The 24,375-nt window shown below is 61.6% G+C and carries 23 protein-coding genes and 1 other RNA gene; 11 read left to right on the top strand and 13 right to left on the bottom strand.

Annotated elements, in window-relative coordinates; all coding sequences use genetic code 11:
- Positions 1-135 precede the first annotated feature (135 nt).
- The 5 genes from PseuLF5_RS14095 to PseuLF5_RS14075 all read right to left on the bottom strand — a co-directional run bounded on the left by PseuLF5_RS14095 (position 136) and on the right by PseuLF5_RS14075 (position 5,752).
- Positions 136-1,140 carry an extracellular solute-binding protein gene (locus PseuLF5_RS14095; RefSeq protein ID WP_123469698.1) on the bottom strand — a complete coding sequence of 335 codons (1,005 nt, stop codon included), beginning with the start codon at positions 1,138-1,140 and terminating at the stop codon, positions 136-138.
- 178 nt (positions 1,141-1,318) lie between these two features.
- On the bottom strand, positions 1,319-2,536 hold the full coding sequence (locus tag PseuLF5_RS14090) for a 2-octaprenyl-3-methyl-6-methoxy-1,4-benzoquinol hydroxylase (protein ID WP_267796840.1): 1,218 nt from the start codon (positions 2,534-2,536) through the stop codon (positions 1,319-1,321).
- Between the two features lie 109 nt (positions 2,537-2,645).
- Positions 2,646-3,833, bottom strand: a complete 1,188-nt coding sequence (ubiH, locus tag PseuLF5_RS14085) for a 2-octaprenyl-6-methoxyphenyl hydroxylase (protein WP_123469701.1) — start codon at positions 3,831-3,833, stop codon at positions 2,646-2,648.
- Positions 3,830-5,164, bottom strand: coding sequence for a Xaa-Pro aminopeptidase (pepP, locus tag PseuLF5_RS14080; RefSeq protein WP_340133797.1), 1,335 nt, complete (start codon positions 5,162-5,164; stop codon positions 3,830-3,832). Before pepP ends, ubiH begins: the two co-directional genes overlap by 4 nt.
- Before the next feature lie 27 nt (positions 5,165-5,191).
- Positions 5,192-5,752, bottom strand: a complete 561-nt coding sequence (locus tag PseuLF5_RS14075) for a YecA/YgfB family protein (RefSeq protein WP_123469704.1) — start codon at positions 5,750-5,752, stop codon at positions 5,192-5,194.
- 130 nt (positions 5,753-5,882) lie between these two features.
- Here PseuLF5_RS14075 and PseuLF5_RS14070 point away from each other — a divergent pair, with 130 nt between their 5' ends.
- The 4 genes from PseuLF5_RS14070 to PseuLF5_RS14055 all read left to right on the top strand — a co-directional run bounded on the left by PseuLF5_RS14070 (position 5,883) and on the right by PseuLF5_RS14055 (position 7,301).
- Positions 5,883-6,092 carry a TIGR02449 family protein gene (locus PseuLF5_RS14070; RefSeq protein WP_007940359.1) on the top strand — a complete coding sequence of 70 codons (210 nt, stop codon included), beginning with the start codon at positions 5,883-5,885 and terminating at the stop codon, positions 6,090-6,092.
- On the top strand, positions 6,089-6,406 hold the full coding sequence (locus tag PseuLF5_RS14065) for a cell division protein ZapA (RefSeq protein WP_093429754.1): 318 nt from the start codon (positions 6,089-6,091) through the stop codon (positions 6,404-6,406). Before PseuLF5_RS14070 ends, PseuLF5_RS14065 begins: the two co-directional genes overlap by 4 nt.
- Before the next feature lie 30 nt (positions 6,407-6,436).
- Positions 6,437-6,615, top strand: a non-coding RNA gene (gene ssrS, locus PseuLF5_RS14060) — 6S RNA.
- A gap of 80 nt (positions 6,616-6,695) precedes the next feature.
- The gene (locus tag PseuLF5_RS14055; protein ID WP_340133795.1) at positions 6,696-7,301 is read left to right on the top strand and encodes a 5-formyltetrahydrofolate cyclo-ligase; all 606 of its coding nucleotides are present in this window, start codon (positions 6,696-6,698) and stop codon (positions 7,299-7,301) included.
- Between the two features lie 36 nt (positions 7,302-7,337).
- On the opposite strand, the gene PseuLF5_RS14050 is transcribed toward PseuLF5_RS14055, so the two are convergent.
- Positions 7,338-7,493 carry a hypothetical protein gene (locus PseuLF5_RS14050; protein ID WP_095186895.1) on the bottom strand — a complete coding sequence of 52 codons (156 nt, stop codon included), beginning with the start codon at positions 7,491-7,493 and terminating at the stop codon, positions 7,338-7,340.
- A gap of 198 nt (positions 7,494-7,691) precedes the next feature.
- On the opposite strand from PseuLF5_RS14050, the gene PseuLF5_RS14045 reads away from it, so the two are divergent.
- The 4 genes from PseuLF5_RS14045 to PseuLF5_RS14030 all read left to right on the top strand — a co-directional run bounded on the left by PseuLF5_RS14045 (position 7,692) and on the right by PseuLF5_RS14030 (position 13,068).
- Complete coding sequence (locus PseuLF5_RS14045; RefSeq protein WP_186744083.1) at positions 7,692-8,141, top strand: EVE domain-containing protein; 450 nt, start codon at positions 7,692-7,694, stop codon at positions 8,139-8,141.
- A 123-nt stretch (positions 8,142-8,264) separates the two neighbouring features.
- Positions 8,265-9,230 carry an HlyD family secretion protein gene (locus tag PseuLF5_RS14040; RefSeq protein WP_123469710.1) on the top strand — a complete coding sequence of 322 codons (966 nt, stop codon included), beginning with the start codon at positions 8,265-8,267 and terminating at the stop codon, positions 9,228-9,230.
- Positions 9,227-11,950 (top strand): ribosome-associated ATPase/putative transporter RbbA, encoded by a 2,724-nt coding sequence (rbbA, locus tag PseuLF5_RS14035; protein WP_340133794.1) that lies wholly within the window; start codon positions 9,227-9,229, stop codon positions 11,948-11,950. The genes PseuLF5_RS14040 and rbbA overlap by 4 nt, the downstream gene beginning before the upstream one ends.
- Entirely contained in the window at positions 11,950-13,068 is a 1,119-nt protein-coding gene (locus tag PseuLF5_RS14030; protein WP_123469713.1) for an ABC transporter permease, read from the top strand. Before rbbA ends, PseuLF5_RS14030 begins: the two co-directional genes overlap by 1 nt.
- Positions 13,069-13,084: 16 nt before the next feature.
- Here PseuLF5_RS14030 and PseuLF5_RS14025 read toward each other — a convergent pair whose 3' ends face one another.
- Positions 13,085-13,492 (bottom strand): flagellar basal body-associated protein FliL, encoded by a 408-nt coding sequence (locus tag PseuLF5_RS14025; RefSeq protein WP_177490592.1) that lies wholly within the window; start codon positions 13,490-13,492, stop codon positions 13,085-13,087.
- A 150-nt stretch (positions 13,493-13,642) separates the two neighbouring features.
- On the opposite strand from PseuLF5_RS14025, the gene PseuLF5_RS14020 reads away from it, so the two are divergent.
- Positions 13,643-14,620 (top strand): NADPH:quinone oxidoreductase family protein, encoded by a 978-nt coding sequence (locus PseuLF5_RS14020; protein WP_123469716.1) that lies wholly within the window; start codon positions 13,643-13,645, stop codon positions 14,618-14,620.
- Between the two features lie 14 nt (positions 14,621-14,634).
- Here the strand turns inward: PseuLF5_RS14020 and PseuLF5_RS14015 are convergent, their stop codons facing one another.
- Positions 14,635-15,264, bottom strand: coding sequence for a flagellar basal body-associated protein FliL (locus tag PseuLF5_RS14015; protein ID WP_340133792.1), 630 nt, complete (start codon positions 15,262-15,264; stop codon positions 14,635-14,637).
- A gap of 225 nt (positions 15,265-15,489) precedes the next feature.
- Here PseuLF5_RS14015 and glpT point away from each other — a divergent pair, with 225 nt between their 5' ends.
- Positions 15,490-16,839 carry a glycerol-3-phosphate transporter gene (gene glpT / locus PseuLF5_RS14010; RefSeq protein WP_122596666.1) on the top strand — a complete coding sequence of 450 codons (1,350 nt, stop codon included), beginning with the start codon at positions 15,490-15,492 and terminating at the stop codon, positions 16,837-16,839.
- Here the strand turns inward: glpT and PseuLF5_RS14005 are convergent.
- A complete protein-coding gene (locus PseuLF5_RS14005; protein WP_123469719.1) occupies positions 16,815-17,483 on the bottom strand; it encodes a gamma-glutamylcyclotransferase in 669 nt (222 codons plus the stop codon). The two genes, glpT and PseuLF5_RS14005, sit on opposite strands and share 25 nt — an antisense overlap.
- 354 nt (positions 17,484-17,837) lie before the next feature.
- On the opposite strand from PseuLF5_RS14005, the gene PseuLF5_RS14000 reads away from it, so the two are divergent.
- Positions 17,838-18,314 carry a sn-glycerol-3-phosphate transporter gene (locus PseuLF5_RS14000; RefSeq protein WP_340133791.1) on the top strand — a complete coding sequence of 159 codons (477 nt, stop codon included), beginning with the start codon at positions 17,838-17,840 and terminating at the stop codon, positions 18,312-18,314.
- Positions 18,315-18,381: 67 nt separating this feature from the next.
- Here PseuLF5_RS14000 and PseuLF5_RS13995 read toward each other — a convergent pair whose 3' ends face one another.
- The 4 genes from PseuLF5_RS13995 to rho form a co-directional block, all read right to left on the bottom strand.
- Positions 18,382-19,350 (bottom strand): CDP-6-deoxy-delta-3,4-glucoseen reductase, encoded by a 969-nt coding sequence (locus PseuLF5_RS13995; protein WP_186744068.1) that lies wholly within the window; start codon positions 19,348-19,350, stop codon positions 18,382-18,384.
- The gene (gene ubiD, locus PseuLF5_RS13990) at positions 19,350-20,816 is read right to left on the bottom strand and encodes a 4-hydroxy-3-polyprenylbenzoate decarboxylase (protein ID WP_003229330.1); all 1,467 of its coding nucleotides are present in this window, start codon (positions 20,814-20,816) and stop codon (positions 19,350-19,352) included. The genes PseuLF5_RS13995 and ubiD overlap by 1 nt, the downstream gene beginning before the upstream one ends.
- An 80-nt stretch (positions 20,817-20,896) precedes the next feature.
- Positions 20,897-22,858 (bottom strand): acyltransferase family protein, encoded by a 1,962-nt coding sequence (locus PseuLF5_RS13985; RefSeq protein ID WP_340133790.1) that lies wholly within the window; start codon positions 22,856-22,858, stop codon positions 20,897-20,899.
- A 139-nt stretch (positions 22,859-22,997) separates the two neighbouring features.
- Positions 22,998-24,257: a transcription termination factor Rho gene (rho, locus tag PseuLF5_RS13980; protein ID WP_003229334.1), complete on the bottom strand. Its 1,260-nt coding sequence runs from the start codon at positions 24,255-24,257 to the stop codon at positions 22,998-23,000.
- Positions 24,258-24,375: the final 118 nt, after the last annotated feature.

Below are 24,375 nucleotides of genomic sequence, written 5' to 3'. Positions count from 1 at the left end.
TGAGGTAGTTACATCGACCCGAAACATCGAGTCGAACTCTGGTTTCGAAAACACTACAAGTCGGCTCCCTCTCCCTCCGGGAGAGGGCTGGGGTGAGGGAGCGATCTTGAACGATGAACCGTTATACGAAAAGCCTCAGTTCCAGCCCGCCCGATCCATCATGCGAATCGCTTCGGCCTGGCGCTTGCCCGCCACTTCCACCGGCAGGGTGTCGGCGATGAACTTGCCCCATGCCGCCACTTCTTCCGAAGGCGCCACCGCCGGGTTGGCCGGGAACTCCTGGTTCACATCGGCAAAGATCTTCTGCGCTTCAGGCGTGGTCATCCACTCGACCAGCGCCTTGGCGGCTTCCGGGTGCGGCGCGTGTTTGGTCAGGCCGATGCCCGACAGGTTGACGTGCACGCCGCGATCGGCCTGGTTCGGCCAGAACAGTTTCACCGGCAGCTCCGGCATCTGCTTGTGCAGGCGACCGTAGTAGTAGGTGTTGACGATGCCGACGTCGCACTGGCCGGCATTGATCGCCTCCAGCACCGCCACGTCGTCGGAGAATACGTCGGTGGACAGGTTGTTGACCCAGCCCTTGAGGATTTTCTCGGTCTTCTCGGCACCGTGCACTTCGATCATGGTCGCGGTCAGCGACTGGTTGTAAACCTTCTTCGCCGTGCGCAGGCACAGGCGCCCTTCCCAGTTCTTGTCGGCCAGTGCTTCGTAGGTGGTCAACTCGCCCGGTTTTACCCGCTGGGTGGAATAGGCGATGGTCCGCGCGCGCAGGCTCAGGCCGGTCCAGGCATGGGTCGAAGAGCGATATTGCGGCGGGATGTTGGCGTCGATGGTCTTCGAGGTGAACGGCTGCAGAATGCCCATCTGCTCGGCCTGCCAGAGGTTACCGGCATCGACAGTGAGCAGCAGGTCGGCGGTGGCGTTTTCGCCCTCGGCCTTGATCCGCTGCATGAGCGGCGCTTCCTTGTCGGTGATGAACTTGATCTTCACCCCGGTCTTCGCGGTGTAGGCGTCGAACACCGGTTTGATCAGCTCATCAATACGCGAGGAGTAGACCACCACCTCGTCGGCGGCCTGGGCGGTGGTGCTGCCGATCAGGGTCAGGGCCAGGGCGGTCAGGAGACGCTTGGGTGCCAACATGGGAGTGATCTCTCGGTCGGAAAATGTGGCCCAAATGATAAGGACTCACATTTAGGTTCTCAATCGAACACTTTTCCAAGGAGTTACCAGATGTTGCACGACTCCTCCTACCGTTGGAATACGTTCCCCTGTAGGAGTGAGCCTGCTCGCGAGGTGGCCATCAGCAACAACGAAAAGATCAAGGCTTGGCGAGGGCCGGTAGATCGCCCGTCAAACCAAGGGCTTCACGCACAAACAGCGCCTTCGCCTCCGGCATCTGCTCAACAATCTTCAACCCGGCATTGCGCAGCCAGCGCACTGGCAGCGGATCGGCCTGGAACAAACGCTCGAAGCCCTCCATCGCCGCCATCAGCGCGAGGTTGTGGGGCATGCGCCGACGCTCGTAACGGCTCAGCACCTTCACATCGGCCAGACGCTGGCCACGCTCATTGGCTTGCAACAGCACTTCAGCCAGCACCGCCGCATCGAGGAAACCCAGGTTCACGCCCTGCCCGGCCAACGGGTGAATGGTGTGCGCCGCGTCACCGATCAGCGCCAGACCTTCGGCCACATAACGTTTGGCATGGCGCTGACGCAGCGGCACGCAAAGGCGCGGATCAGCGCTGATGACTTCGCCCAGGCAACCTTCAAAGGCGCGCTCCAGCGCCTGGCAGAAAGCCGCTTCATCCAGTGCCATCAAGCGCTCGGCCTCGCTCGGGGTGGTCGACCAGACAATCGAGCACCAATCCTGCTGCCCGTCGCGCTCAAGTGGCAGAAACGCCAGCGGTCCGTGATCGGTAAAGCGCTGCCACGCGGTCATCCGGTGCGGCTTGCTGCTGCGCACGCTGGTGACAATCGCGTGGTGCAGGTAATCCCACTCGCGCGTCGCCACGCCGGTCAGCCGGCGAACGGCTGAATTGGCGCCGTCAGCGGCAATCACCAACGGCGCGCGCAACTGGCGACCATCGGCCAGGGTCAGCAGCCAGTCATCGCCGGAGCGGCGCATCTGCTCCAGTCGGGCGTTGGCCAGCATGCCCAGATCGCAGTCGTGCAAACGATCGAGCAAGGCATCCTGAACCACACGGTTTTCGACGATATGCCCCAGCACCTCGGCGTGCACACTGCTCGCCGAGAAATGAATCTGGCCGGTGCCACTGCCGTCCCACACGTGCATGTCGGTGTACGGGCTGCTGCGCCGGCTGGCGATGCCGTCCCACACGCCGAGGCGTTCGAGAATCCGCTGGCTGGCCGCCGACAGCGCACTCACCCGCGGTTCGAACGGTGCGTCGACAGCGAACGGTTTGACGCTCAACGGGCTGCCGTCAAGCAGCAGGACTTCCAGCCCGCTGTCCTGTAGCGCCAGCGCCAAGGCGCTGCCGACCATTCCGGCCCCGACAATCAGCAGATCTGCGCGCATTTCCATGCTTTAAGCCTGTCTCGCTGGCGGCGTGCGCCGCCCGTAAAGGGTTTTACCGAGCACGCCGGTGGGCGGCGCGCTCCTGAAAGTGAAAGTGCCGGCCAGCCGCTCAAGCATCCGGCCGCGTCCCCAGCCCCATGGCCTGGCGGGCAAACCAGCGCTTGGCGGGAGGCAGCAGATCGAGGCCGAGCAAACCAATGTTGCGCCCCAGCGAGACCAGCGGCTGGGTGCTGCCGAACAATCGCGTGACCTGATCCGAGAAGCCCACAGTGAGGTCTTGATCCAGGCGCTGGCGCTCGCGATACGCCTGTAACGTGGCGAAGTCGCCCAGCGGTTTGTCGCTGGCGAGCAACGCGGCGGCCAGGGCATCGGCATCGCGCAACGACAGGTTGAAGCCCTGCCCGGCAATCGGGTGCAGGCTGTGTGCGGCGTTGCCGAGCACGGCCAGATGCGAACGCACTTGCTCTTCGGCCTCGACCAGCGACAGCGGATACAGATGGCGTGCTCCCACCTGCTTCAGGGTACCGAGACGGTAACCGAACACGCCTTGCAGTTCGCTGAGAAAATCGCGCTCGCTGAGGTCGGCCAAACGTTGCGCGTCCATGCCCAGACGGGTCCAGACCAGCGCGCAGCGGTTTTCCGGCAATGGCAGCAAGGCCATCGGGCCTTCGTCGGTGAAGCGCTCGAAGGCCATGCCGTTGTGCGCTTCGCTCGGGGTGATGTTGGCAATGAGTGCGCTCTGGTTGTACGGACGCTTGCGCACGTTGATGCCCAACTGCTCGCGCAGCCCGGAGCGACCGCCATCGGCGAGCACTGCCAGATCGCACTCGACGGTGGTTTCATCGTTGAGGGTCAGGCGATAACCGTCAGGCAGCGGCTCCATGCGCGCGACTTCCGCCGGGCAGCGCCAACTGATCACGTCTTTATCCAGATGCTGCCACAGGCACTGGCCGAGCCAGGCGTTCTCCACCACGTAACCGAGCGCCGGCACGCCCTCTTCCATCGCCGACAGTCGGGCAGTGGAGAAGCGCCCACGGTCAGACACGTGAATCTGTTTGATCGGCTCGGCGCGGCGGGAAATTTCCTGCCACACGCCCAACCGCTGATAGATCTGCCGCGAACCGAAGGACAGCGCCGACGAACGGGCGTCGTAGCTCGGCTGCCAGCTGTCGCCCGGGGCAAACGGTTCGATCAGGACGATTTTCCAGCCACGGGCCTTGGCCCCGGCCTGCAAGGCCAACGCCAGACTGGCGCCGACCAGGCCGCCACCGATGATTGCCAGGTTGACTCGACTCATGCCGCGTGTGCCCGTGCTTGCGCCATCAGCGCTTCGATGTCAGCGACGGTTTTCGGCACGCCGCCCGTGAGGATTTCACAACCGCTCTTGGTCACTACCACGTCGTCCTCGATGCGCACGCCAATGCCGCGCCATTTCTTCGCTACGTTCTGATTGTCCGGGGCTATGTAGATGCCCGGTTCCACGGTCAGCGCCATGCCGACCTCCAGCACCCGCCATTCGCCGCCGACCTTGTACTCGCCGACGTCGTGAACATCCATGCCCAGCCAGTGGCCGGCGCGGTGCATGTAAAACGCTTTATAGGCTTCCGTCGCGATCAAGTCGTCGACCTCGCCCTGCAATATCCCGAGCTGCACCAGACCTGCGGTGATCACCCGAACCGTGGCTTCGTGGGCCTGATTCCAGTTCTTGTTCGGGTCGATTTCGGCGAACGCGGCTTCCTGCGAGGCCAGCACCAACTCGTAGATCGCTTTTTGCTCCGGCGAGAACTTGCCGTTGACCGGCCAGGTGCGGGTGATGTCGCTGGCGTAGCAGTCGATTTCGCAACCGGCGTCGATCAACACCAGATCGCCGTCCTTGAGCAGCGCGTCATTCTGCTGGTAATGCAGGATGCAGCTGTTGCGCCCGGCAGCGACGATCGAACCGTAGGCCGGCATTTTCGCCCCGCCCTTGCGGAACTCGTAATCGAGTTCGGCTTCGAGGCTGTACTCGTACAACCCCGGCCGGCTGGCCTGCATCGCACGAATGTGGGCTTGGGCCGAGATCCGTGCGGCTTCGCGCATCACCTTCACTTCTGCCGCCGATTTATACAGGCGCATGTCGTGCAGCAGATGATCCAGGGCAACGAATTCGTTCGGCGGCTGGGCGCCGAGGTGCGCCTTGGAGCGGATCACGTTGATCCAGTCCATCAGGTGGCGGTCGAATTCGGGGTTGCTGCCCATCGCCGAATACACCCGGTCGCGGCCTTCGATCAGGCCCGGAAGAATGTCGTCGATGTCAGTGATCGGGAACGCGTCGTCGGCACCGTAATCGCGGATCGCACCTTCCTGCCCTGCACGCAGACCGTCCCACAACTCGCGCTCGGCATTGCGCTCACGGCAGAACAGCACGTACTCGCCATGCTCGCGGCCCGGCATCAGGACGATAACGGCTTGCGGCTCGGGGAATCCGCTGAGGTACTGGAAGTCGCTGTCCTGACGGTAGACGTGCTCGACGTCGCGGTTGCGGATCGCCACCGCGGCGGCAGGCAGGATCGCGATGCTGTTGGGTTCCATCTGCGCCATCAGGGCCTTGCGGCGACGGCTGTATTCCGCTTTGGGGATATGGGTCATGGGCAGATGGCTTTCCCTGGCACGCGATTAATGCAGCGACGGCTTGGCGGCTGGCGGCACGTCGGCTTTCTTGGTTTCCGAGAACAGCAGCAGCGGCGCGACGCGCAGGTACTCCATGACTTCCATGTAGTCGGTTTCGCCGTCTTCGGATTCTTCCAGGGCATCTTGCACTTGGGAGATCGCGGCCAGATCCTGCAGCACTTCGGTGGCTTCAGTGCTGAGCATGCTGCTGTCGCGGCAGTTCAGGCCGAAACCGCTGAGGAAGCCCTGGCACCATTGGCCCAGCGCAGCGGCGCGGTCGGTCAGTGGTGCATCATCGGTCGGCAACAGCAGAACGACAGTGACGTCGTCACCGGTCAGCTCGCCTTTGACCATCTCTTGCAGGCCGATCAGGGCGTTGCGGACGTTGTCCTGGATGTCGCCTTCGAGCAATTCGGCGGCGTCGATCAGCCAGCCTTCGTTATCGAAGCCGGCACCGGCGCAGCTGCGGCCAAGCAGCAGGCCATGCAGTTCGGCGGGCGAGACGTTGTGGCCGCTGGAAGTCAGCAGGGTGGCAAAGGCTTGGTACGGGGAATTCGCAATGGTCATGGGCAGCTAGGCGCCAGACGGCGCTATGTCTAGAATGAAGGCCTTGTATCCTACATCGACAGACTCGCCAAGACTATTAAAGGCTGTCCGCCAGCTATCCCATCAGACAGACTCCGACCCAGTGGACACAATGGAAGACACCGACCTGCAAGCGCTGATGGCCAGACTCGAACTGCTGATTACCCGAGTCGAGCAACTTAAGAGTCAAAATGCACTCTTACTAGCTCAGGAAAAGACCTGGCGCGAGGAACGCGCTCACCTCATTGAAAAAAACGAAATCGCCCGGCGTAAGGTCGAATCGATGATTTCGCGCCTCAAGGCCCTGGAGCAAGACTCATGAGTTCAAGCAATAGCGTCACCGTGCAGATCCTCGACAAAGAGTATTCGATCATCTGCCCGCAGGAAGAACGCAGCAATCTGGTCAGTGCCGCACGCTACCTGGACGGCAAGATGCGCGAGATCCGCAGCAGCGGCAAAGTCATCGGCGCCGACCGCATCGCCGTGATGGCCGCGCTGAACATCACCCACGACCTCTTGCACAAAGAAGAGCGCCCGGACATCCAGGCCAGCGGTTCGACCCGTGAACAGGTGCGCGACTTGCTCGATCGTGTCGATCTGGTCCTCGCCGACGATCAGAACACCAGCAAGGGCTGATTCAACCGGCCGCTTGCGGTATACTCGCCGCACTCCCTGGGGTGCTTGCCAGTTGACGATGTCCCTGAGCCGATTCGCACTACCCTGGAAGTTGCACGTTGGGCTGGTGTGCATGTCCGCTAGACGGAAAGCCTTAAAGTCTACTGCATCTTCCACCTTGAACTTTCGGGTTCAAGGGCTAAGTTGACAGCGGTTCATCCGGGGAGCCTGATTCGAATCCGATGTCGGTATTTGCCGGCATCGGATTTTTTATGCGTGCGTTTTCGCCCTCACCTGCCGAAGCCGAACCATGACCGAACCTGCGCTGCTGCCCCGCCCGCAACTCCGCCGCCTGCTGCGCAAGGCGCGCCGCTCACTGACCCCAGGTGAGCAACGCCAGGCCGCCAAAGGCCTGTTCCGCCAACTGGCACAAGACCCGCACTTTCGCCGGGCCCGACACATCTCCCTGTACTTGCCCACCGACGGCGAAATCGATCCGCGCCTGCTGCTGCGCGAAGCCCAGCGCCGGGGCAAGGCCACTTATCTGCCGGTGCTCAGTGCCTGGCCACGGACCAAAATGGTGTTCCAGCGCATCCGTCCCGGGGAGAAACTCAAACCCAATCGCTTCCGCATTCTGGAGCCGCGCGCCCAACTGGCGCGCCAGCGCAAGATCTGGACACTGGACCTGGTGTTGTTGCCGTTGGTTGGATTTGATGACGTCGGCGGGCGCCTGGGGATGGGCGGCGGCTTCTACGACCGCAGCCTGGCGTATCTCGCCCGGCGCAAGCAATGGCGCAAGCCCACGCTGTTGGGCCTGGCCCATGAATGTCAGAAGGTCGAGCGATTGGCGCAAGCCAGTTGGGATGTACCGCTGCAGGGCACGGTCACTGACAAGGCGTGGTATGTCGCGGGGTAGGACGCCGCACGAAAACGCGGCGTCGAGAAGGCAGTTTCAGCGCTTGAAGGCTGTCGACTGTTGCACCTGTTGCGCCACTTCAATCGGCGCGTCGGTCTTGTTGGACCACAGGCTTTGCGCGTAACCCGTGGTCACGACACCCAGGCCGAACAAAATGACCAAAGTCCATAGCAAATCCGGTTTGCGTTTCATCGATTGCCCCCCTCAAGGCACATCATCACGATGACAGCAGCGGTTTCCGTTCGTAGGCCGTGCAGCAGCGTCAAGCTTTAAAGGCCGGCATTTTGCGACAACGTGAACCTGCGCGCAAACGCTGACGTCAACCGACTGTCGGTTTGTCATAAAATTGCCCGACAACCTGCCCAATGACCGTTTCAGGAGCAAAAAACCATGGCCTATTGGCTGATGAAATCCGAGCCCGACGAACTTTCGATCAAAGGCCTGGAGAAGCTCGGCACAGCGCGCTGGGACGGGGTTCGCAACTATCAGGCGCGCAATTTCCTGCGCGCGATGGCGGTAGGCGATGAGTTCTTTTTCTACCATTCCAGCTGCCCGGAACCGGGGATTGCCGGCATCGGCAGAATCATCCAGGCCGCGTACCCGGATCCCACCGCACTGGAGCCGGAGAGCCATTACTTCGATCCAAAGGCCACAGTGGAGAAAAATGCCTGGAGCGCCATCGACGTGGCGCACGTCGAAACCTTTGCGCGGGTCTTGAAACTCGATTACCTGAAACAGCAGACCGCGCTGGCGCAAATGCCGCTGGTGCAGAAGGGCTCGCGGCTGTCAGTGATGCCCGTCACCGCCGAACAATGGGCCGCTGTGCTCGGCCTGCGCTGAGAACCGCCCGGTCACGCAGTGCTGGCAGACAAAAGGGTCTAGGCTTGCCGCTCATTTGATTGACATCAAGCGCCCCCTGCGCTTGAACCGTCAGACTGGACGCCACAGCCGCAGGATGCCCCCATGTCGACGCACCGCCGTTCCTCACTTTTATTTGCCGGATCGCTCATCGCCTTACTGTTGGCCGCCGGCGGCTTCGGTTACTGGAAGTCAATCAGCAGTCGCCTGCCCGAGGGCCTGTCGGCCGGCAACGGACGACTCGAAGCCACCGAAGTGCAGATCGCCAGCAAGACCCCCGGTCGCCTCGCCGAGGTGCTGGTCGATGAAGGCGACAAGGTCAGCCAGGGCCAATTGCTGGCGCGCATGGACACGCGCACCCTTGAGGCCCAGCGCAACCAGGCCGAAGCCGAGGTCGTGCGTGCGCGGGAAAACCTCAACGCCGCCCAGGCCAACGTGCAGTTGCGTCAGAGTGAGCTATTGCTGGCCCAGCAGGAACTCGGGCGCTCTCAATCACTGTTCAAGCACGGTTTCGTCAGCGCCCAGGTCATCGATCAATTGCAGTCGCGCATCGGCACCGGCAACGCAGCCGTGACAGCGGCGCGCGCTCAGGTGTCGGCGGTCAGTGCAGCGATTGGCGCTGCACAGGCGCAGGTCGCGCAACTGACCAGCGAAATCGACGACAGCAGCCTGCGCGCGCCGATTGATGGCGTGATCCAGTTGCGCATGGCCGAACCCGGCGAGGTGCTGGGGGCCGGTGGCCGCGTCCTGCTGTTGATCGATCCCAATGATCAGTACATGAACCTCTACCTGTCCGCCGCCGTGGCCGGACGTCTGGCGGTGGGCGATGAAGCGCGGGTGCTGCTCGATGCCCTGCCCGACAAGCCGTTGCCGGCAAAAATCAGTTTCGTCGCCGGCAAATCGCAGTTCACCCCGAAAGAGGTGGAAACCCGCGACGAGCGGCAAAAACTGGTGTTCCGCGTCAAGCTGCGCCTGACCCAACCCAGCGCCGTGCCGCAAGCCAAGCCCGGCATGCCCGGCGCCGGGTATGTACGCACCGCGCCGATCGCCTGGCCGGCCAATCTGCAATGAACAGCCTCGCGGTTCAGGCGAACGGCATCGCGCACCGCTACGGCAAACAGCAAGCGCTGAGCGAGATCGCCTTCAGCCTGCCCGCCGGCACCCGTTGCGGGCTGATCGGCCCCGATGGCGCGGGCAAGTCCAGCCTGCTGGGGCTGATCGCCGGGGTGAAAGCCTTGCAGCAAGGGCAACTGGACGTCCTCGGCGGGCCGATCCAGCAGCGCCGCCACCGCGACACGCTGTATGCGCGCATCGCCTTCATGCCTCAGGGATTGGGCGGCAACCTGTATCCCGAACTGTCGATCCGCGAAAACATTCAGTTCTTCGCTACGTTGTTCGGTCTGTCGAAGGCCGACAGCGAGCAACGCATGCACAACCTGCTGCTCGCCACCGACCTGCTGAAATTCGCCGAGCGCCCCGCCGGCAAATTGTCCGGCGGCATGAAACAGAAACTCGGGCTGTGCTGCGCGCTGATCCATGAACCGGATCTGTTGATCCTCGACGAGCCGACCACCGGCGTCGACCCGCTCTCGCGCCGACGGTTCTGGGAACTGGTCGACGACGTGCGGCGCCAGCGCCCGCAACTGACCCTGCTGGTCGCCACCGCGTATATGGAGGAAGCCGAACAGTTCGAGCATTGCTTGATGCTCGACAACGGCAAATTGATTGCCACCGGCCTGAGCCGTGAACTGGCGGCCGTCACCCCCAGCGGCAAACTTGATGAGGCCTTCACCCATTTCCAGGGTGACCGCCAGCATGACGCTCAGCCGCTGGTGATTCCGCCACGCACCGACAGCACCACCGACATCGCCATCGAGGCCCATGACCTGACGTTGCGTTTCGGCGACTTCACCGCCGTGGATCACGTCAGCTTCGCCATCGGGCGCGGCGAAATTTTCGGTTTTCTCGGCTCCAACGGCTGCGGCAAGACCACCACCATGAAAGTCCTGACCGGACTGATGCCGGCCAGCGAGGGCAGCGCGACGCTGCTCGGTAACCCGGTGAATGCCAAGGATCTGGCCACGCGCAAGCGGGTCGGCTTCATGTCCCAGAGTTTTTCGCTGTATGGCGAGCTCAGTGTGCGGCAGAACCTTGAGCTGCATGCGCGGCTGTTCGACCTGCCCAAGGTCGAAAGCGCGCAACGCATCGAAGCGTTGATTCAGCGCTTCAACCTGCTCGGCGTCGCCGATCAGCCGTCCGGGGCCCTGCCGCTGGGTCTGCGCCAACGTTTGTCACTGGCGGTGGCGGTGTTGCACCGCCCGGAAGTGCTGATTCTCGATGAGCCGACGTCCGGCGTCGATCCGGCAGCCCGCGATGACTTTTGGCGGCTATTGATCGAACTGTCACGCGAGCAGGGCGTGACGATTTTCCTCTCCACCCACTTCATGAACGAAGCCCAGCGCTGCGACCGCATCTCGCTGATGCACGCCGGCAAAGTCCTCGCGTGCGACACCCCGGCGGCATTGCAACAGCAGTTCGGTGGAGAGACGCTGGAAGCCGCTTTCGTGACCTGCCTGGAACAGGCCCAGGGCACGGCCGAAACGCCTCCCGCGAGCGAATCGTCGACGGTGCCAGCGGCCGCCGCGCCGCCACTCAAGCAGCGCGGTTTCAGCCTCGGCCGTCTGCTCGCGGTGGCCAGTCGCGAAGGCAAGGAGCTGCTGCGTGACAAGGTGCGTATGGCCTTCGCCCTGGCGGGGGCGATCTTCATGATGGTGATCTTCGGCTACGGAATTTCCCTGGACGTGGAAAACCTCGCGTTTGCCGTGTACGACCAGGACCAGACGCCGCAGAGCCGAACCTATCTGGAGGCCTTTCGCGGCTCACGCTATTTCGATGAACGCCCGGCCATCCACGACGCTCAAGAACTACACCGCCGCCTGCAACGCTCGGAGATCAAACTGGCGCTGGAAATCCCCCCCGGATTTGGCCGTGACCTGTACGCCGGGCGCCAGCCTGCAGTGGCGGCGTGGCTGGATGGCGGCATGCCGTTTCGCGCCGAGACCAGCCGCAATTATGTCGAAGCCGTGCACCTGGCCAACCTGCAACAGTTGGCCGAGCAGAGCAGCCCCGCGATCAATCATCAGGCGGGTGCCAGCCTCGAAACGCGCTTTCGTTACAACCAGGATGTGGTCAGCGTCAACGCCATCGGCCCCGGGGTCATGGCACTGATTCTGGCGTTCATTCCGGCGATGCTCACCGCACTCGGCATCGTGCGCGAAAAAGAACTCGGCTCAATCACCAACTTCTACGCCACGCCCCTGACCCGCCTGGAGTTTCTGCTGGGCAAACAGGCGCCGTACCTGCTGGTCAGTCTGGTCAATCTCGCGCTGCTGGTGGCGATGAACCGCTGGCTGTTCGGCGTACCGTTCAAGGGCAGCCTGCTGACGCTGGCGTTCGGCGGCCTGTTGTACGTGCTGGCGACCACCAGCATGGGCCTGCTGATCTCGGCGTTCACCCGCACGCAAATCGCCGCGATCCTCGGCACCATGATCATCACCAGCCTGCCGACCATTCAGTTCTCCGGGCTGATCGTGCCGCGCTCTTCGCTGGAGGGGGCGGCGGCGGTGATGGGCATGCTGTTTCCGGCAGGACACTTTCTCGACATCGCGGTGGGCACGTTCACCAAAGCGCTGGACCTGCGGCAACTGTGGCCGCAATGCCTGGCGCTGTTCGGGTTCTTTGTCGGGTTCACCGGGCTGAGCCTGATCATGCTGAAAAAGCAGGAGGCCTGATGCATAAGTTCGCGCACATCCTGCGCCTGGGACTCAAGGAACTGACCAGCCTGCGCCACGACAGCGTGTTGCTGCTGTTCCTGTTCTACGCCTTCACCGTGGCGATCTACATGCCCGCCGCCGGCTCGGTGATCGGCGTGCACAACGCCAGCGTGGCGATCGTCGACGAAGACCACAGTGCCCTCTCGCGCCAGTTGGCCCAGGCCCTGCAACCGCCGGAGTTCCAGACGCCGGTGCTGTTGCCCTATACGCAACTCGATCAGGTGATGGACAGCGGCCAGTACACCTTCGTGATCAACATTCCGGCAGGGTTTCAAACCGATCTGCTCGCGGCGCGGCAACCGGCCATTCAAGTCAACGTCGATGCCACCGCGATGAGCCAGGCGTTCATGGGCGCCGGCTACATCAGCCGGATCTTCCAGCGTGAATTGCAGACCTACGGCGGCCAGGGCGATGCCGTGAGCAAAACGCCCATCCAGTTGACCACCCGCGCACTGTTCAACACCAACCTGGAGGGCGGCTGGTTTCTGGCGGTGATTCAGATCGTCAACAACATCACCATTCTGGCGATCATCCTGACGGGTACGGCGCTGCTGCGCGAACGTGAGCACGGCACGCTCGACCATTTGCTGGTGCTGCCGCTGACGGCGCTGGAAATCATGCTGGCGAAAATCTGGAGCAACCTGCTGGTGGTGGTGCTGTGCACCTGGCTGTCGCTGGAGGTGGTGGTCAAAGGCGCATTGGGCGTGCCGTTGTCCGGCTCGATGGGCCTGTTTTTGCTGGTGACTGCGGTTTATCTGTTTGCCAGTACCGCGTTGGGGATTTTTCTGGCGACCCTGGCGCGCTCGACGCCACAGTTCGGCCTGCTGGCGATTCCGGTAATCATCCCGATGTTGCTGCTGTCCGGCGGCAGCACGCCGCTGGACAGCATGCCGCAATGGCTGCAGTGGGTCATGCAGGGCTCGCCGTCCACGCATTTTGTCAGCCTCAGCGCCGCGATTCTGTTTCGCGACGCGGGGCTGAGCGTGGTCTGGCCGGACTTGCTGGCGCTGACGGCCATCGGCCTGCTGTTCTTCTTCATTGCCCTGGCACGCTTTCGCAAGAGCCTGGCGTCCTGAACAGCCGCCAGCGTGGTTACTGAATGATCAGGTTGTTGAACAACAGGTCTTCAACCACCGGCTTGCCGGTTTCGTCGTTCATCACTTGCTGAGTCTGCTTCAGGGCTTCCTGACGCAGTTTTTCCTTGCCTTCGATGCTGCTCATCGCCTCGCTGGTCTGCTGGGTAAACAGCGCCACCAGTTGATTGCGGATCAGCGGCTCGTTGGCCTTGACCAGTTTGGTCGCCTCTTCACCGGTCACGCGCAATGCCACGTCGGCCTTGTAGACCTTCAGCTTCGGCGTGCCGTCCAGCCCGTAGTTGCCCACGAACGGCGGGCTCAGGGTGATGTAGTTGACCTTCGGCGCCTCGCCTTCTTTGGCTTCTTCGGCCAGCGCTGCCACAGGCAGAGACAGGGCCAGCAACAACATGATCCACGCTTTCACAATTCGCTCCTTATCCGGTTTGCGGCCTAGCATAACGACCCGCCGCGCAAGCACAAGCTTATGGCTGACTATCAGGGCCGGGCATGCTCGTTGACCCGTTGACTGACACACCTACACTTATCGGCCATCACTCCCAAAGGAATAGCCCTGATGAAAGCCGTGCTGTGCAAAGCCTTCGGCCCTGCCGAATCGCTGGTGCTGGAAGACGTCGCCAGTCCTGCCCTGAAGAAGAACGAAATCCTGCTGGAGGTGCACGCCGCCGGGGTCAACTTCCCGGACACGCTGATCATCGAGGGCAAGTACCAGTTCAAGCCGCCCTTCCCGTTCTCGCCGGGCGGTGAAGCGGCCGGCGTGGTCAGCGCCGTGGGCGAAAAGGTCGGCCATTTGAAGGTCGGCGACCGGGTCATGGCTTTGACCGGTTGGGGCAGCTTTGCCGAACAGGTCGCGGTGCCGGGCTACAACGTCCTGCCGATCCCGCCGTCGATGGATTTCAATACCGCCGCCGCGTTCAGCATGACCTACGGCACCTCGATGCACGCCCTTAAACAACGGGCGAACCTGCAACCGGGCGAAACCCTGCTGGTGCTGGGTGCGTCTGGCGGTGTGGGGCTGGCGGCGGTGGAAATCGGCAAAGCCATGGGTGCCCGGGTCATCGCTGCCGCCAGCAGCGCGGAGAAACTCGCCGTGGCCAAGGCTGCCGGTGCCGATGAGCTGATCAATTACAGCGAAACCAGCCTCAAGGACGAAATCAAACGCCTCACTGACGGCCAGGGTGCCGACGTGATCTACGACCCGGTCGGCGGTGACCTGTTCGATCAAGCCATCCGCGCCATCGCCTGGAACGGCCGGCTGCTGGTGGTCGGCTTCGCCAGCGGACGCATCCCTGAGTTCCCGGTCAACCTCGCGCTGCTCAAGGGTGCGGCAGTGGTCGGCGTGTTCTGGGGCTCCTTCGCCCAGCGCCAGCCGCAGGATAACGCGGCGAACTTCCAGCAACTGTTCGGCTGGTTCGCCGAGGGCAAGCTGAAACCGCTGGTGTCGCAGGTGTATCCGCTGAGCAACGCGGCGCAGGCGATCAATGATCTGGGGCAGCGCAAGGCTGTGGGCAAGGTGGTGGTGCAGGTGCGCTGAAACCGCAGCGTGTCTCAGCCGCCGGGCGATGATGCCGCGTCGCCCGGCAACAGCTGCTCCTGCACCTTCTCGCTACGGGACGGGATGAGCCGCCCGTTCTCATCGAAGCGCAGGACGATCAGCCAATCGAACACATCATCCGGCCATTTTTCCTGGCCCATCAGCGCTGTGGGGTCACCACCAAAGGCCTTGAGCAGTTTGTTGATGTGGCCGTGATGCCAGGCGATCAACACCGTTTGCGCCTGATTGCTTTTGCGCAACAGTTTGACCAGTTGATGAAGATCGCCATTGACGTAGGGTTGCTCAATCACAAGGTTCAGACGCTGGGCCAGCGGGGTCAGGGTCAGACGCGAACGTGAACTCTCCGGGACGTCGCCGGCAGCGATCAGACGCTGGGGGGTGAGCGTCTGGCCGTCGAGTTTCAGCGGATTGAAATAGTCGACGTAGGCGGCCGCACGCAGTTCGCCTCGGGCATTGAGCGCCGACCCCTCAGCCGGTTTTTCCGCATGTCGAATGATCAGCACCGTGGCGTTGCGCAGACCGGAATGAGTCGGATGATCGGTGATGATCAATGTCAGTAATACAACGGCAAGACCCGCTGCCACCAAAAATCTCGGCATCAATCTGCGAACCTTCAGTGGCATTTCTTATCTCGGCTGATCAATCGGTTGAACTGGCCGCGAGTCTAAGCCACCCGATGTTCAGAAGTGGTGAAAACGCCCTGTTCTTACAGCTGAGCGACAGGTTCATAAAGGAAAGTGCGATTTCCAACATTTCCGCTGTTTTGCCAATGCGAACCGGTGCTATTTTCGGTAACGAAACTGTAACATTCGCATCCGCAGTCAAAACAAGAAATCTGGAGCTCTTGAATGTTTGCTTTCTTTCGTCCTGCCGCCCATCAGGCTCCATTGCCTGAAGAAAAAATAGACAGCACCTACCGACGCCTGCGCTGGCAGATCTTCGCCGGTATCTTCTTCGGTTACGCGGGTTACTACCTGCTGCGCAAAAACTTCTCCCTGGCCATGCCGTACCTGATCGACGAAGGCTACAGCCGTGGCGATCTGGGTCTGGCGATGTCGGCCATCGCCATTGCCTACGGCCTGTCCAAGTTCCTGATGGGCCTGGTCTCCGACCGTTCCAATCCGCGTTACTTCCTGCCGTTCGGCCTGCTGGTATCGGCCGGGGTGATGTTCATTTTCGGTTTCGCGCCATGGGCGACGTCCAGCGTGACCATGATGTTCATCCTGCTGTTCATCAACGGTTGGGCCCAGGGCATGGGCTGGCCACCGAGTGGACGCACAATGGTGCACTGGTGGTCGCAGAAGGAACGCGGCGGCGTGGTCTCGGTGTGGAACGTGGCGCATAACGTCGGCGGTGGCCTGATCGGTCCGCTGTTCCTGCTCGGCATGGGCCTGTTCAACGACTGGCACGCAGCGTTCTACGTGCCCGCAGCCGTGGCGCTGGGCGTGGCGGTGTTTGCCTTCATCACCATGCGCGACACCCCGCAATCGGTCGGCCTGCCGCCGATCGAGAAGTACAAGAACGATTACCCGGAAGGCTACGACGCCAGCCACGAAGACGAATTCAGCGCCAAGGAAATCTTCGTCAAATACGTGCTGCGCAACAAAATGCTCTGGTACATCGCCCTGGCCAACGTCTTCGTCTACCTGCTGCGCTACGGCGTGCTGGACTGGGCGCCGACCTACCTCAAGGAAGCCAAGGGTTTCACGGTGGATAAAACCTCGTGGGCCTATTTCTTCTACGAGTGGGCGGGTATTCCGGGCACGCTGCTGTGCGGCTGGATGTCGGACAAGATCTTCCGTGGCAACCGTGGCCTGACCGGCATGGTGTTCATGGCGCTGGTGACCGTCGCAACGCTGGTGTACTGGCTGAACCCGGCCGGCAACCCGACCGTGGACATGATCGCGCTGTTCTCGATCGGCTTCCTGATCTACGGCCCGGTGATGCTGATCGGTCTGCAGGCGCTGGAACTGGCGCCGAAGAAAGCCGCCGGCACTGCTGCGGGCTTCACCGGTCTGTTCGGTTACTTGGGTGGTTCGGTCGCGGCGAGTGCGGCGATGGGCTACACCGTTGACCACTTTGGCTGGGACGGTGGTTTTGTGCTGCTGGTGGGCGCTTGCCTGCTGTCGATGGCCTTCCTGGCCCCGACGCTATGGCACAAGCAAGTCGCCAGTCAGAGCCGCGAAGCCGTCGCTTGATCGCTTTGTGATTTACAACGCTTGAGCCGCGCCTCCAGATTGCGGTCTGGCATGGCGTGGCTGCGCAGGGCGTGGGCGGTCTGCTCGACATAATCGCGAGTGGTACCGTAGCGCCCGCAAGCGCTCGCGAACACCTGACTCAGCACGTGATCCGGCAGGTTGCCGGCGTAGCTGGGCAGGTGTCGCTCCAGCACAAACCCCAACGCCTGAACCTGACTGCCATCTTCGAGCCGGCAGTTGAGCCAGTGCGGGCGATAGGACGGGAACGGCATCTCGCGTTTCCACAGCGCATAAAGCGCACTGTCGAGGTTCTCTTCCGGCAACCGATAGGCGAAGCCGCTGCACGAACCGCCGCGATCCAGACCGAACACCAGCCCGGGCATTTCCGGCGTACCGCGATGCTCATGCGACCACAGGTACAAACCGCGGTGGTAGCCATGGACTCGCCCGCGCACCCGCTCCACTGCCGTACATTCCGGACGCCAGATCAGCGACCCGTAAGCGAACAGCCAAACCGGCCCGCCCTTGTGGCGCGCCATGGTCGATTGCATCGAGACGAGAAGTTGTTCGTGGGTCAGCTGCGGCCCCAGATCGAGCCGCGGAGGGTAAGCCAGATTCACAAAAGCAGATTCAATGGCTGTCATGACGGAAATGTTCGGCCCCGCAAGTATTACAAGATGTAAGCACAATTCGCTGGATAGAACATATAGCAGTAACTGTAAAACGAAAAGTGCTAAAGGATGTATGACTGGCTCAATAGCGTTAAATCGAGATTAGCGGTCCCGGTTAACGGCTTTTATATAGCCTAATACCATTGCAGGAATATCTTAAATACCCGAATGAAATATGCATAAGCCTTCCCTTGTTCAGGAACGGTTCAAGAAAACGCTGGAATTTTCCTACTAGAATGTCGGACTTTATGTCTTTCCAGTCGCTGAACGCCTACGTATAACGGCCTTCTTCTGGCGCAAGCCATCCCGTTTAACCGAGGCTGCAACATGAACGCACCCAGGCTTTTGGCCGCATTGTTATTGCTTCAGACCGGCCAGGCTCTGGCCACCGATGATTCACAAAAAGACGATGGCTTCTGGTACGCACAAACCAGTGTCTATACCCGCCATTACTCGCCCGACCCTGAACACAATAATCATCAGGACTTGATCGGCATCGAACGCAATCAGGCTTCCGGCTGGGTATTGGGCGGGGCAACTTTTCGCAACTCATTCAGCCAGCGCTCGAACTATGCCTATGTCGGCAAGCGCTATGACAGCCGGGAGTATCCGGTGTATCTGAAAGTCACCGGCGGCCTGTTGCAGGGTTATCGCGGTGATTACAAGGACAAGATCCCGTTGAACCGCTTCGGCGTGGCGCCGGTAGTCATTCCGTCCGTCGGTACTCACTACGGCCCGCTGGCGGCCGAGATGGTGTTTCTCGGCGCCAACGCGGCGATGGTGACGACCGGCGTACGTTTCTAGGGATTGGGCTCAACGCTCGTGCGGCTCAATTCGTGAGGCTCAATTCGCGCGGCTCAATTCGCGCGGCTCAAGAGCGCGGCGCATAGGCAAACACGTCCGCGCGCATCTGGTGTGCATCCATCCCGGCTTCCACCAGCGCATCCAGCGTACCGTAGACCATCGCCGGCGAACCGCTGGCGTAGACGTGCAGCGGCTTCAGATCCGCAAAGTCTTCACACACGGCCTGGTGCAACATCCCGCAGCGCCCTTCCCAACCGCACTGGTCGCTGACGACTTTGTGCAGGAACAGATTGGGCAGTTTCAGCCATTCGTCCCAATGCTCGATGGCGTAGAAGTCTTCCGGACGGCGCACCCCCCAGTACAGATGCACCGGGTGTTTGAAGCCGTTGGCGCGGCAGTGTTCGATCAGGCTGTGAATCTGGCCCATGCCGGTACCGGCGGCGATCAGCACCAACGGCCCGTCAGGCAATTCGGCGAGGTGAGTGTCGCCAAACGGCAGTTCGACGCGCACCAGCGGGTTGCGTTGCAACTGTTCGATCAGGCTCAGCGCACTGGCTTCACGCGCCAGCACGTGGATTTCCAGATCACGCCCGCCGTGCGGCGCCGAGGCCATGGAGAACGCCGACTTCTCGCCGCTCTCGCGCTCAATCATCAGGTACTGTCCGGCGTGGTAGCGCGGCGGTTTACCGGCCGGCGCCCGCAAGCGTACACGCCAGGTGTCACCGCCAACGTCCCGGCATTCGATGACCTGACACGACAGGCTGCGCACCGGCAGTTCTCCCAACGCCAGCACGCCATCCCACAACAGGATGCAGTCTTCCAGCGGCTCGGCTATGCAAGTGTAGAACTCGCCGTGGTCGTGCACCTTGCCGGCCTGTTCGACCCGGCCTTCGACCAGCAACGCCGCACACACGTGGCAGTTGCCGTTGCGGCAGCTTTGCGGGCAGTCGTAGCCCAGGCGCCGCGCACCGTCGAGAATCCGCTCACCGGGCTGTATCTCAAGCACCGCTCCGGAGGGCTGCAGGGTTACACGCATCAATCTATTCCTAACTGATTCCAGATGGCATCGATCCGCTGGGTGACGGCGTCGTCCTTGACGATCACGCGGCCCCACTCGCGGGTGGTTTCGCCCGGCCACTTGTGGGTGGCATCCAGGCCCATTTTCGAGCCCAGGCCGGAGACCGGCGAGGCAAAGTCGAGGTAGTCGATCGGCGTGTTGTCGATCATCACCGTGTCGCGCTTGGGGTCCATGCGCGTGGTGATGGCCCAGATCACGTCGTTCCAGTCCCGGGCGTTGATATCGTCGTCAGTGACGATAACGAACTTGGTGTACATGAACTGTCGCAAAAACGACCAGACACCGAGCATCACGCGCTTGGCATGCCCCGGATACGACTTCTTCATCGTCACCACGGCCATGCGGTACGAGCAGCCTTCCGGCGGCAGGTAGAAGTCGGTGATCTCCGGGAACTGCTTCTGCAGGATCGGCACGAACACTTCGTTCAACGCCACGCCAAGGATCGCCGGCTCATCCGGCGGACGGCCGGTGTAGGTGCTGTGGTAGATCGGTTTGATCCGGTGGGTGATGCGCTCGACGGTGAACACCGGGAAGCTGTCGACTTCGTTGTAGTAGCCGGTGTGGTCGCCGTATGGGCCTTCGTCGGCCATTTCGCCCGGATGGATCACGCCTTCGAGGATGATCTCGGCGGTGGCCGGGACTTGCAGGTCGTTGCCGCGGCACTTGACCAGTTCGGTGCGGTTACCCCGCAGCAGTCCGGCAAAGGCGTATTCGGAAAGGCTGTCCGGCACTGGCGTTACGGCACCGAGGATGGTCGCCGGGTCGGCACCGAGGGCCACGGACACCGGGAACGGCTGGCCCGGATGCTTCTCGCACCACTCACGGAAGTCCAGCGCGCCGCCACGGTGGCTGAGCCAGCGCATGATCACCTTGTTGCGGCCGATCACTTGCTGACGGTAGATACCGAGGTTCTGGCGGTCCTTGTTCGGGCCTTTGGTGACGGTCAGGCCCCAGGTGATCAGCGGGCCGACGTCGCCAGGCCAGCAGGTCTGCACCGGCAGCATCGCCAGATCGACATCGTCGCCTTCGATGACCACTTCCTGGCACACCGCGTCTTTGACGACTTTCGGCGCCATCGAGATGATCTTGCGGAAGATCGGCAGTTTCGACCACGCGTCCTTCAAGCCCTTCGGCGGCTCCGGCTCCTTGAGGAAGGCCAGCAGCTTGCCGATTTCGCGCAGCTCGCTGACCGACTCGGCGCCCATGCCCATCGCCACCCGCTCAGGGGTGCCGAACAGGTTGCCGAGCACCGGAATGTCGTAGCCGGTGGGTTTCTCGAACAGCAACGCCGGGCCCTTGGCCCGCAGTGTGCGGTCGCACACCTCGGTCATTTCCAGCACCGGCGAGACGGGAATCTGGATGCGTTTCAACTCTCCGCGCTGCTCAAGCTGCTGCACGAAATCCCGAAGATCCTTGAATTTCATTGACGATGGCACCCTCAAAATAGGCGTACATCCTACCTGCTCTGACGGGCAAACAGCAGCCCGTCAGCGCCCGGGATCGCTCAATTGTGGCTAGTACCCAGCAGCAATGGTGCAAACAGCGGGCTCAGTCTGGCACTGCCCACGTCCGACAGATGGTCGGCATCCTTGTACTGCGAGTGGCCATCGACATCAATGGCGCAGAGTCCGTCCTTGCACATCAGCGAGGTCGGGTCGATAACATGCACGCCGGGATCCGCCGCACTCATCGAGCCGAACAGCTCGGTGAAAAACCGCTGGCGCGCCAGATGCTCGTTGAGCGGGCGACCGAGCCCTTGCGCCGAGCGCCCGATGCGCGCGAGGCTGGTCAGGCGGTCGATGTAGCTCTTGTGCTGCAGCGGCACTTCCTTGAACAGCCAGACTTGCACACCAGCCGCGCGCAGCTCAGCCACTTGCGCCTTGAGCCCGGCAGCCAGACGCTGTTCGGCTTGCGCCGGACTGTCCTTGCGCTCAAGCAGAAACTGTCTGTCGCCGTCGCCATCTTCGCGACCATAAATGTACAGGCTCCAGTTCGCCGCCAGTACGACATCCTTGATCCCTCGACTGAGCACCAGCGCCATGTTGCGTTTGTTGAAGTCCTGGCATTGAGGGCGCAGGCGGTCTTCGACAATCGGCGGGCAAGCCGTCAGGCTGTACAACCAGACCGGCTGCGCGTCGCGACCGAGAGTGCCGGCGATGGCCGGCAACAGTGCCGCCGTGTGACTGTCGCCCCAGAACATCTTGGTCGGAGCGACCTGTTCATCGCCGCCCAACCGACAGGCCTTGTCCAGCGTTTTGTCCGTACTCAGCTGCATGCAATCCGCTTGCCCGGCCTTCCACTCCCGCGATTGCGCGTATTCCAGCGCCTTGCCGGTCAGACGCTGTGGCACACCGTCTGACGAGTTAATCACCGAGCCGGTAATCGCCAGCACGGTGATCGACAGCAAACCACCGACCAACATGGAATTCCGCTTGGCGAACACTCGTTTCTCACGAAAGGGCAGCTCGATATAACGCAGGCTCAACCACGCCAGGGCCAACGCCAGCGCCATCCAGCCAAGCGCCTCCAGCGGCTGGATGCCGTCGATGGAAATTGCATTGGCATACACATAAACCGGCCAGTGCCACAGATACAGGGAGTAGGACAGCAGGCCGACCCACACCAGAACGCGGACACTCAACAGACGGCTGGCCCACGTCGCACCTTGCGCGCCCGACCAGATCAACGCGGTAGTGCCCAATACCGGCAGCAATGCCGCCCAGCCCGGGAACACCGTGGACTTGTCAAAGGTGAATATCGCCAGCAGCACCGCCGCCAGTCCGGCCACGCCCACCGACTGGCGCAGCCACGGCCGTGCGACGTGTTTCGACGCGGGCAGCACCGCCAGCATTGCTCCGCAGAGCAGCTCCCAGGCGCGGGTCGGCAGCGCGAAGAAGGCGAATTCAGGCCGGCGTTCGATATAAATGAGGTTCAGGCCAAACGACACCAGCAGGACCGCGAACAGCATCCAGCGCCAATGACGGACATAACGCATCAGCAACGCCATCATCAACGGGAAGAAGATGTAGTACTGCTCCTCCACCGCCAGCGACCAAGTATGCAGCAGCGGTTTGAGCTCCGACGCCGGCGCAAAGTAGCCGTCTTCACGCATGAACAGAATGTTGGAAATGAACAGCGACTGGTAACGAATCGTCCGCCCGAGTTCAGCCAGGTCTTTGGCTGTCAGCAACAGCCAGCCTAAAGCCAGCGTCACCACCACAACCACAGTCAACGCCGGCAGAATGCGCCGGGCACGACGGCCCCAGAAGTCGAGAAAACTGAAACGCTGTGCGCTGATTTCGCGGAACAGGATCGAGGTGATCAGGAAGCCGGAAATGACGAAGAACACATCAACGCCGACAAAACCGCCGCTGAATGTAGTGAATCCGAAATGAAACAGTACGACGGGAATAACCGCCAGTGCCCGTAATCCGTCGATATCACGGCGATTGCCAAACGTGTGCATGAAAAACCTTTCTCGTTCTGGATACAAAGTTCCTGGAAAGCGCGAAAGTTATCAGCCGCGTACATTTCAATCCATATACAAATAATCTGAGGCAAAAAAAAGCGCCCTTCCGGGCGCTTCTTTTTAAACAGCTGGGGTATTACTTGCGCTTCATCGACAAGAAGAACTCGTCGTTGGTCTTGGTCGTTTTCAGCTTGTCGACCAGGAACTCGATGGCAGCCACTTCGTCCATCGGGTGCAGCAGCTTGCGCAGGATCCACATACGCTGCAGTTCGTCGTCGGCGGTCAGCAACTCTTCGCGGCGGGTGCCGGAACGGTTGATGTTGATGGCCGGGAACACGCGCTTCTCGGCGATCTTGCGATCCAGAGGCAGCTCCATGTTGCCGGTACCCTTGAACTCTTCGTAGATCACTTCGTCCATCTTCGAGCCGGTTTCAACCAGCGCGGTGGCGATAATGGTCAGCGAGCCGCCTTCTTCGATGTTGCGCGCAGCACCGAAGAAACGCTTTGGCTTCTCCAGGGCGTGAGCATCGACACCACCGGTCAGGACCTTGCCGGAGCTCGGGATCACGGTGTTGTAGGCACGGGCCAGACGGGTGATGGAGTCGAGCAGGATCACCACGTCCTTCTTGTGTTCGACCAGGCGCTTGGCCTTCTCGATCACCATTTCAGCCACCTGGACGTGGCGGGTCGGCGGCTCGTCAAAGGTCGAGGCAACCACTTCGCCGCGCACGGTGCGCTGCATTTCGGTCACTTCTTCCGGACGTTCGTCGATCAACAGCACGATCAGGTGAACTTCAGGGTTGTTACGGGCGATGTTCGCGGCGATGTTCTGCAGCATGATCGTCTTGCCGGCTTTCGGCGGTGCAACGATCAGACCACGCTGGCCTTTACCGATCGGGGCGCACAGGTCGATCACACGACCGGTCAAGTCTTCGGTGGAACCGTTACCGGCTTCCATCTTCATGCGCACGGTCGGGAACAGCGGGGTCAGGTTCTCGAAGAGAATCTTGTTTTTCGCGTTCTCTGGACGATCGAAGTTGATCGTGTCGACCTTGAGCAGGGCGAAATACCGCTCGCCTTCCTTCGGAGGGCGGATCTTGCCAACGATGGTGTCACCGGTGCGCAAGTTGAAACGGCGGATCTGGCTCGGCGAGACGTAAATATCGTCCGGGCCGGCGAGATAGGAAGCGTCAGCGGAGCGCAGGAAGCCGAAGCCGTCCTGGAGAATCTCCAGCACGCCATCACCGGAGATTTCCTCGCCGCTTTTCGCGTGCTTTTTCAGCAGGGAGAAAATCACGTCCTGCTTGCGCGAACGGGCCATATTTTCTATGCCCATCTGTTCGGCCAATTCGAGCAGTTCGGTAATCGGCTTTTGCTTGAGTTCAGTCAGATTCATATAGGAATGACGTAATCATTTATGGAGGGGGGAAATTAAGCTTTTGGCTTAATGAGGCCGCGCCGCGGAGAAGGCGACAGGATCGCGAACTTGTTCGAAAAGGAGTGCGTCGGCGACG

The organism is Pseudomonas sp. LF-5 (assembly GCF_037626295.1).
GTDB classification, from domain to species: domain Bacteria; phylum Pseudomonadota; class Gammaproteobacteria; order Pseudomonadales; family Pseudomonadaceae; genus Aquipseudomonas; species Aquipseudomonas monsensis.
The sequence above is the reverse complement of the archived record's forward strand: the minus strand, read 5'-3'. Positions and strand labels throughout refer to the sequence as shown.

Excerpts from the sequence above, each read along its gene's own strand:
- PseuLF5_RS14000 (WP_340133791.1), top strand. The coding sequence starts at position 17,838 with ATGAACGCACCCAGGCTTTTGGCCGCATTGTTATTGCTTCAGACCGGC.
- PseuLF5_RS13985 (WP_340133790.1), bottom strand. The coding sequence starts at position 22,858 with ATGCACACGTTTGGCAATCGCCGTGATATCGACGGATTACGGGCACTG.
- PseuLF5_RS14020 (WP_123469716.1), top strand. The coding sequence starts at position 13,643 with ATGAAAGCCGTGCTGTGCAAAGCCTTCGGCCCTGCCGAATCGCTGGTG.
- PseuLF5_RS14045 (WP_186744083.1), top strand. The coding sequence starts at position 7,692 with ATGGCCTATTGGCTGATGAAATCCGAGCCCGACGAACTTTCGATCAAA.
- PseuLF5_RS14050 (WP_095186895.1), bottom strand. The coding sequence starts at position 7,493 with ATGAAACGCAAACCGGATTTGCTATGGACTTTGGTCATTTTGTTCGGC.
- PseuLF5_RS14065 (WP_093429754.1), top strand. The coding sequence starts at position 6,089 with ATGAGTTCAAGCAATAGCGTCACCGTGCAGATCCTCGACAAAGAGTAT.
- rbbA (WP_340133794.1), top strand. The coding sequence starts at position 9,227 with ATGAACAGCCTCGCGGTTCAGGCGAACGGCATCGCGCACCGCTACGGC.
- PseuLF5_RS13995 (WP_186744068.1), bottom strand. The coding sequence starts at position 19,350 with ATGCGTGTAACCCTGCAGCCCTCCGGAGCGGTGCTTGAGATACAGCCC.
- PseuLF5_RS14075 (WP_123469704.1), bottom strand. The coding sequence starts at position 5,752 with ATGACCATTGCGAATTCCCCGTACCAAGCCTTTGCCACCCTGCTGACT.
- PseuLF5_RS14095 (WP_123469698.1), bottom strand. The coding sequence starts at position 1,140 with ATGTTGGCACCCAAGCGTCTCCTGACCGCCCTGGCCCTGACCCTGATC.
- rho (WP_003229334.1), bottom strand. The coding sequence starts at position 24,257 with ATGAATCTGACTGAACTCAAGCAAAAGCCGATTACCGAACTGCTCGAA.
- glpT (WP_122596666.1), top strand. The coding sequence starts at position 15,490 with ATGTTTGCTTTCTTTCGTCCTGCCGCCCATCAGGCTCCATTGCCTGAA.
- PseuLF5_RS14040 (WP_123469710.1), top strand. The coding sequence starts at position 8,265 with ATGTCGACGCACCGCCGTTCCTCACTTTTATTTGCCGGATCGCTCATC.
- PseuLF5_RS14090 (WP_267796840.1), bottom strand. The coding sequence starts at position 2,536 with ATGCGCGCAGATCTGCTGATTGTCGGGGCCGGAATGGTCGGCAGCGCC.
- PseuLF5_RS14030 (WP_123469713.1), top strand. The coding sequence starts at position 11,950 with ATGCATAAGTTCGCGCACATCCTGCGCCTGGGACTCAAGGAACTGACC.
- PseuLF5_RS14070 (WP_007940359.1), top strand. The coding sequence starts at position 5,883 with ATGGAAGACACCGACCTGCAAGCGCTGATGGCCAGACTCGAACTGCTG.
- ubiD (WP_003229330.1), bottom strand. The coding sequence starts at position 20,816 with ATGAAATTCAAGGATCTTCGGGATTTCGTGCAGCAGCTTGAGCAGCGC.
- PseuLF5_RS14055 (WP_340133795.1), top strand. The coding sequence starts at position 6,696 with ATGACCGAACCTGCGCTGCTGCCCCGCCCGCAACTCCGCCGCCTGCTG.
- PseuLF5_RS14005 (WP_123469719.1), bottom strand. The coding sequence starts at position 17,483 with ATGACAGCCATTGAATCTGCTTTTGTGAATCTGGCTTACCCTCCGCGG.
- pepP (WP_340133797.1), bottom strand. The coding sequence starts at position 5,164 with ATGACCCATATCCCCAAAGCGGAATACAGCCGTCGCCGCAAGGCCCTG.
- PseuLF5_RS14015 (WP_340133792.1), bottom strand. The coding sequence starts at position 15,264 with ATGCCACTGAAGGTTCGCAGATTGATGCCGAGATTTTTGGTGGCAGCG.
- ubiH (WP_123469701.1), bottom strand. The coding sequence starts at position 3,833 with ATGAGTCGAGTCAACCTGGCAATCATCGGTGGCGGCCTGGTCGGCGCC.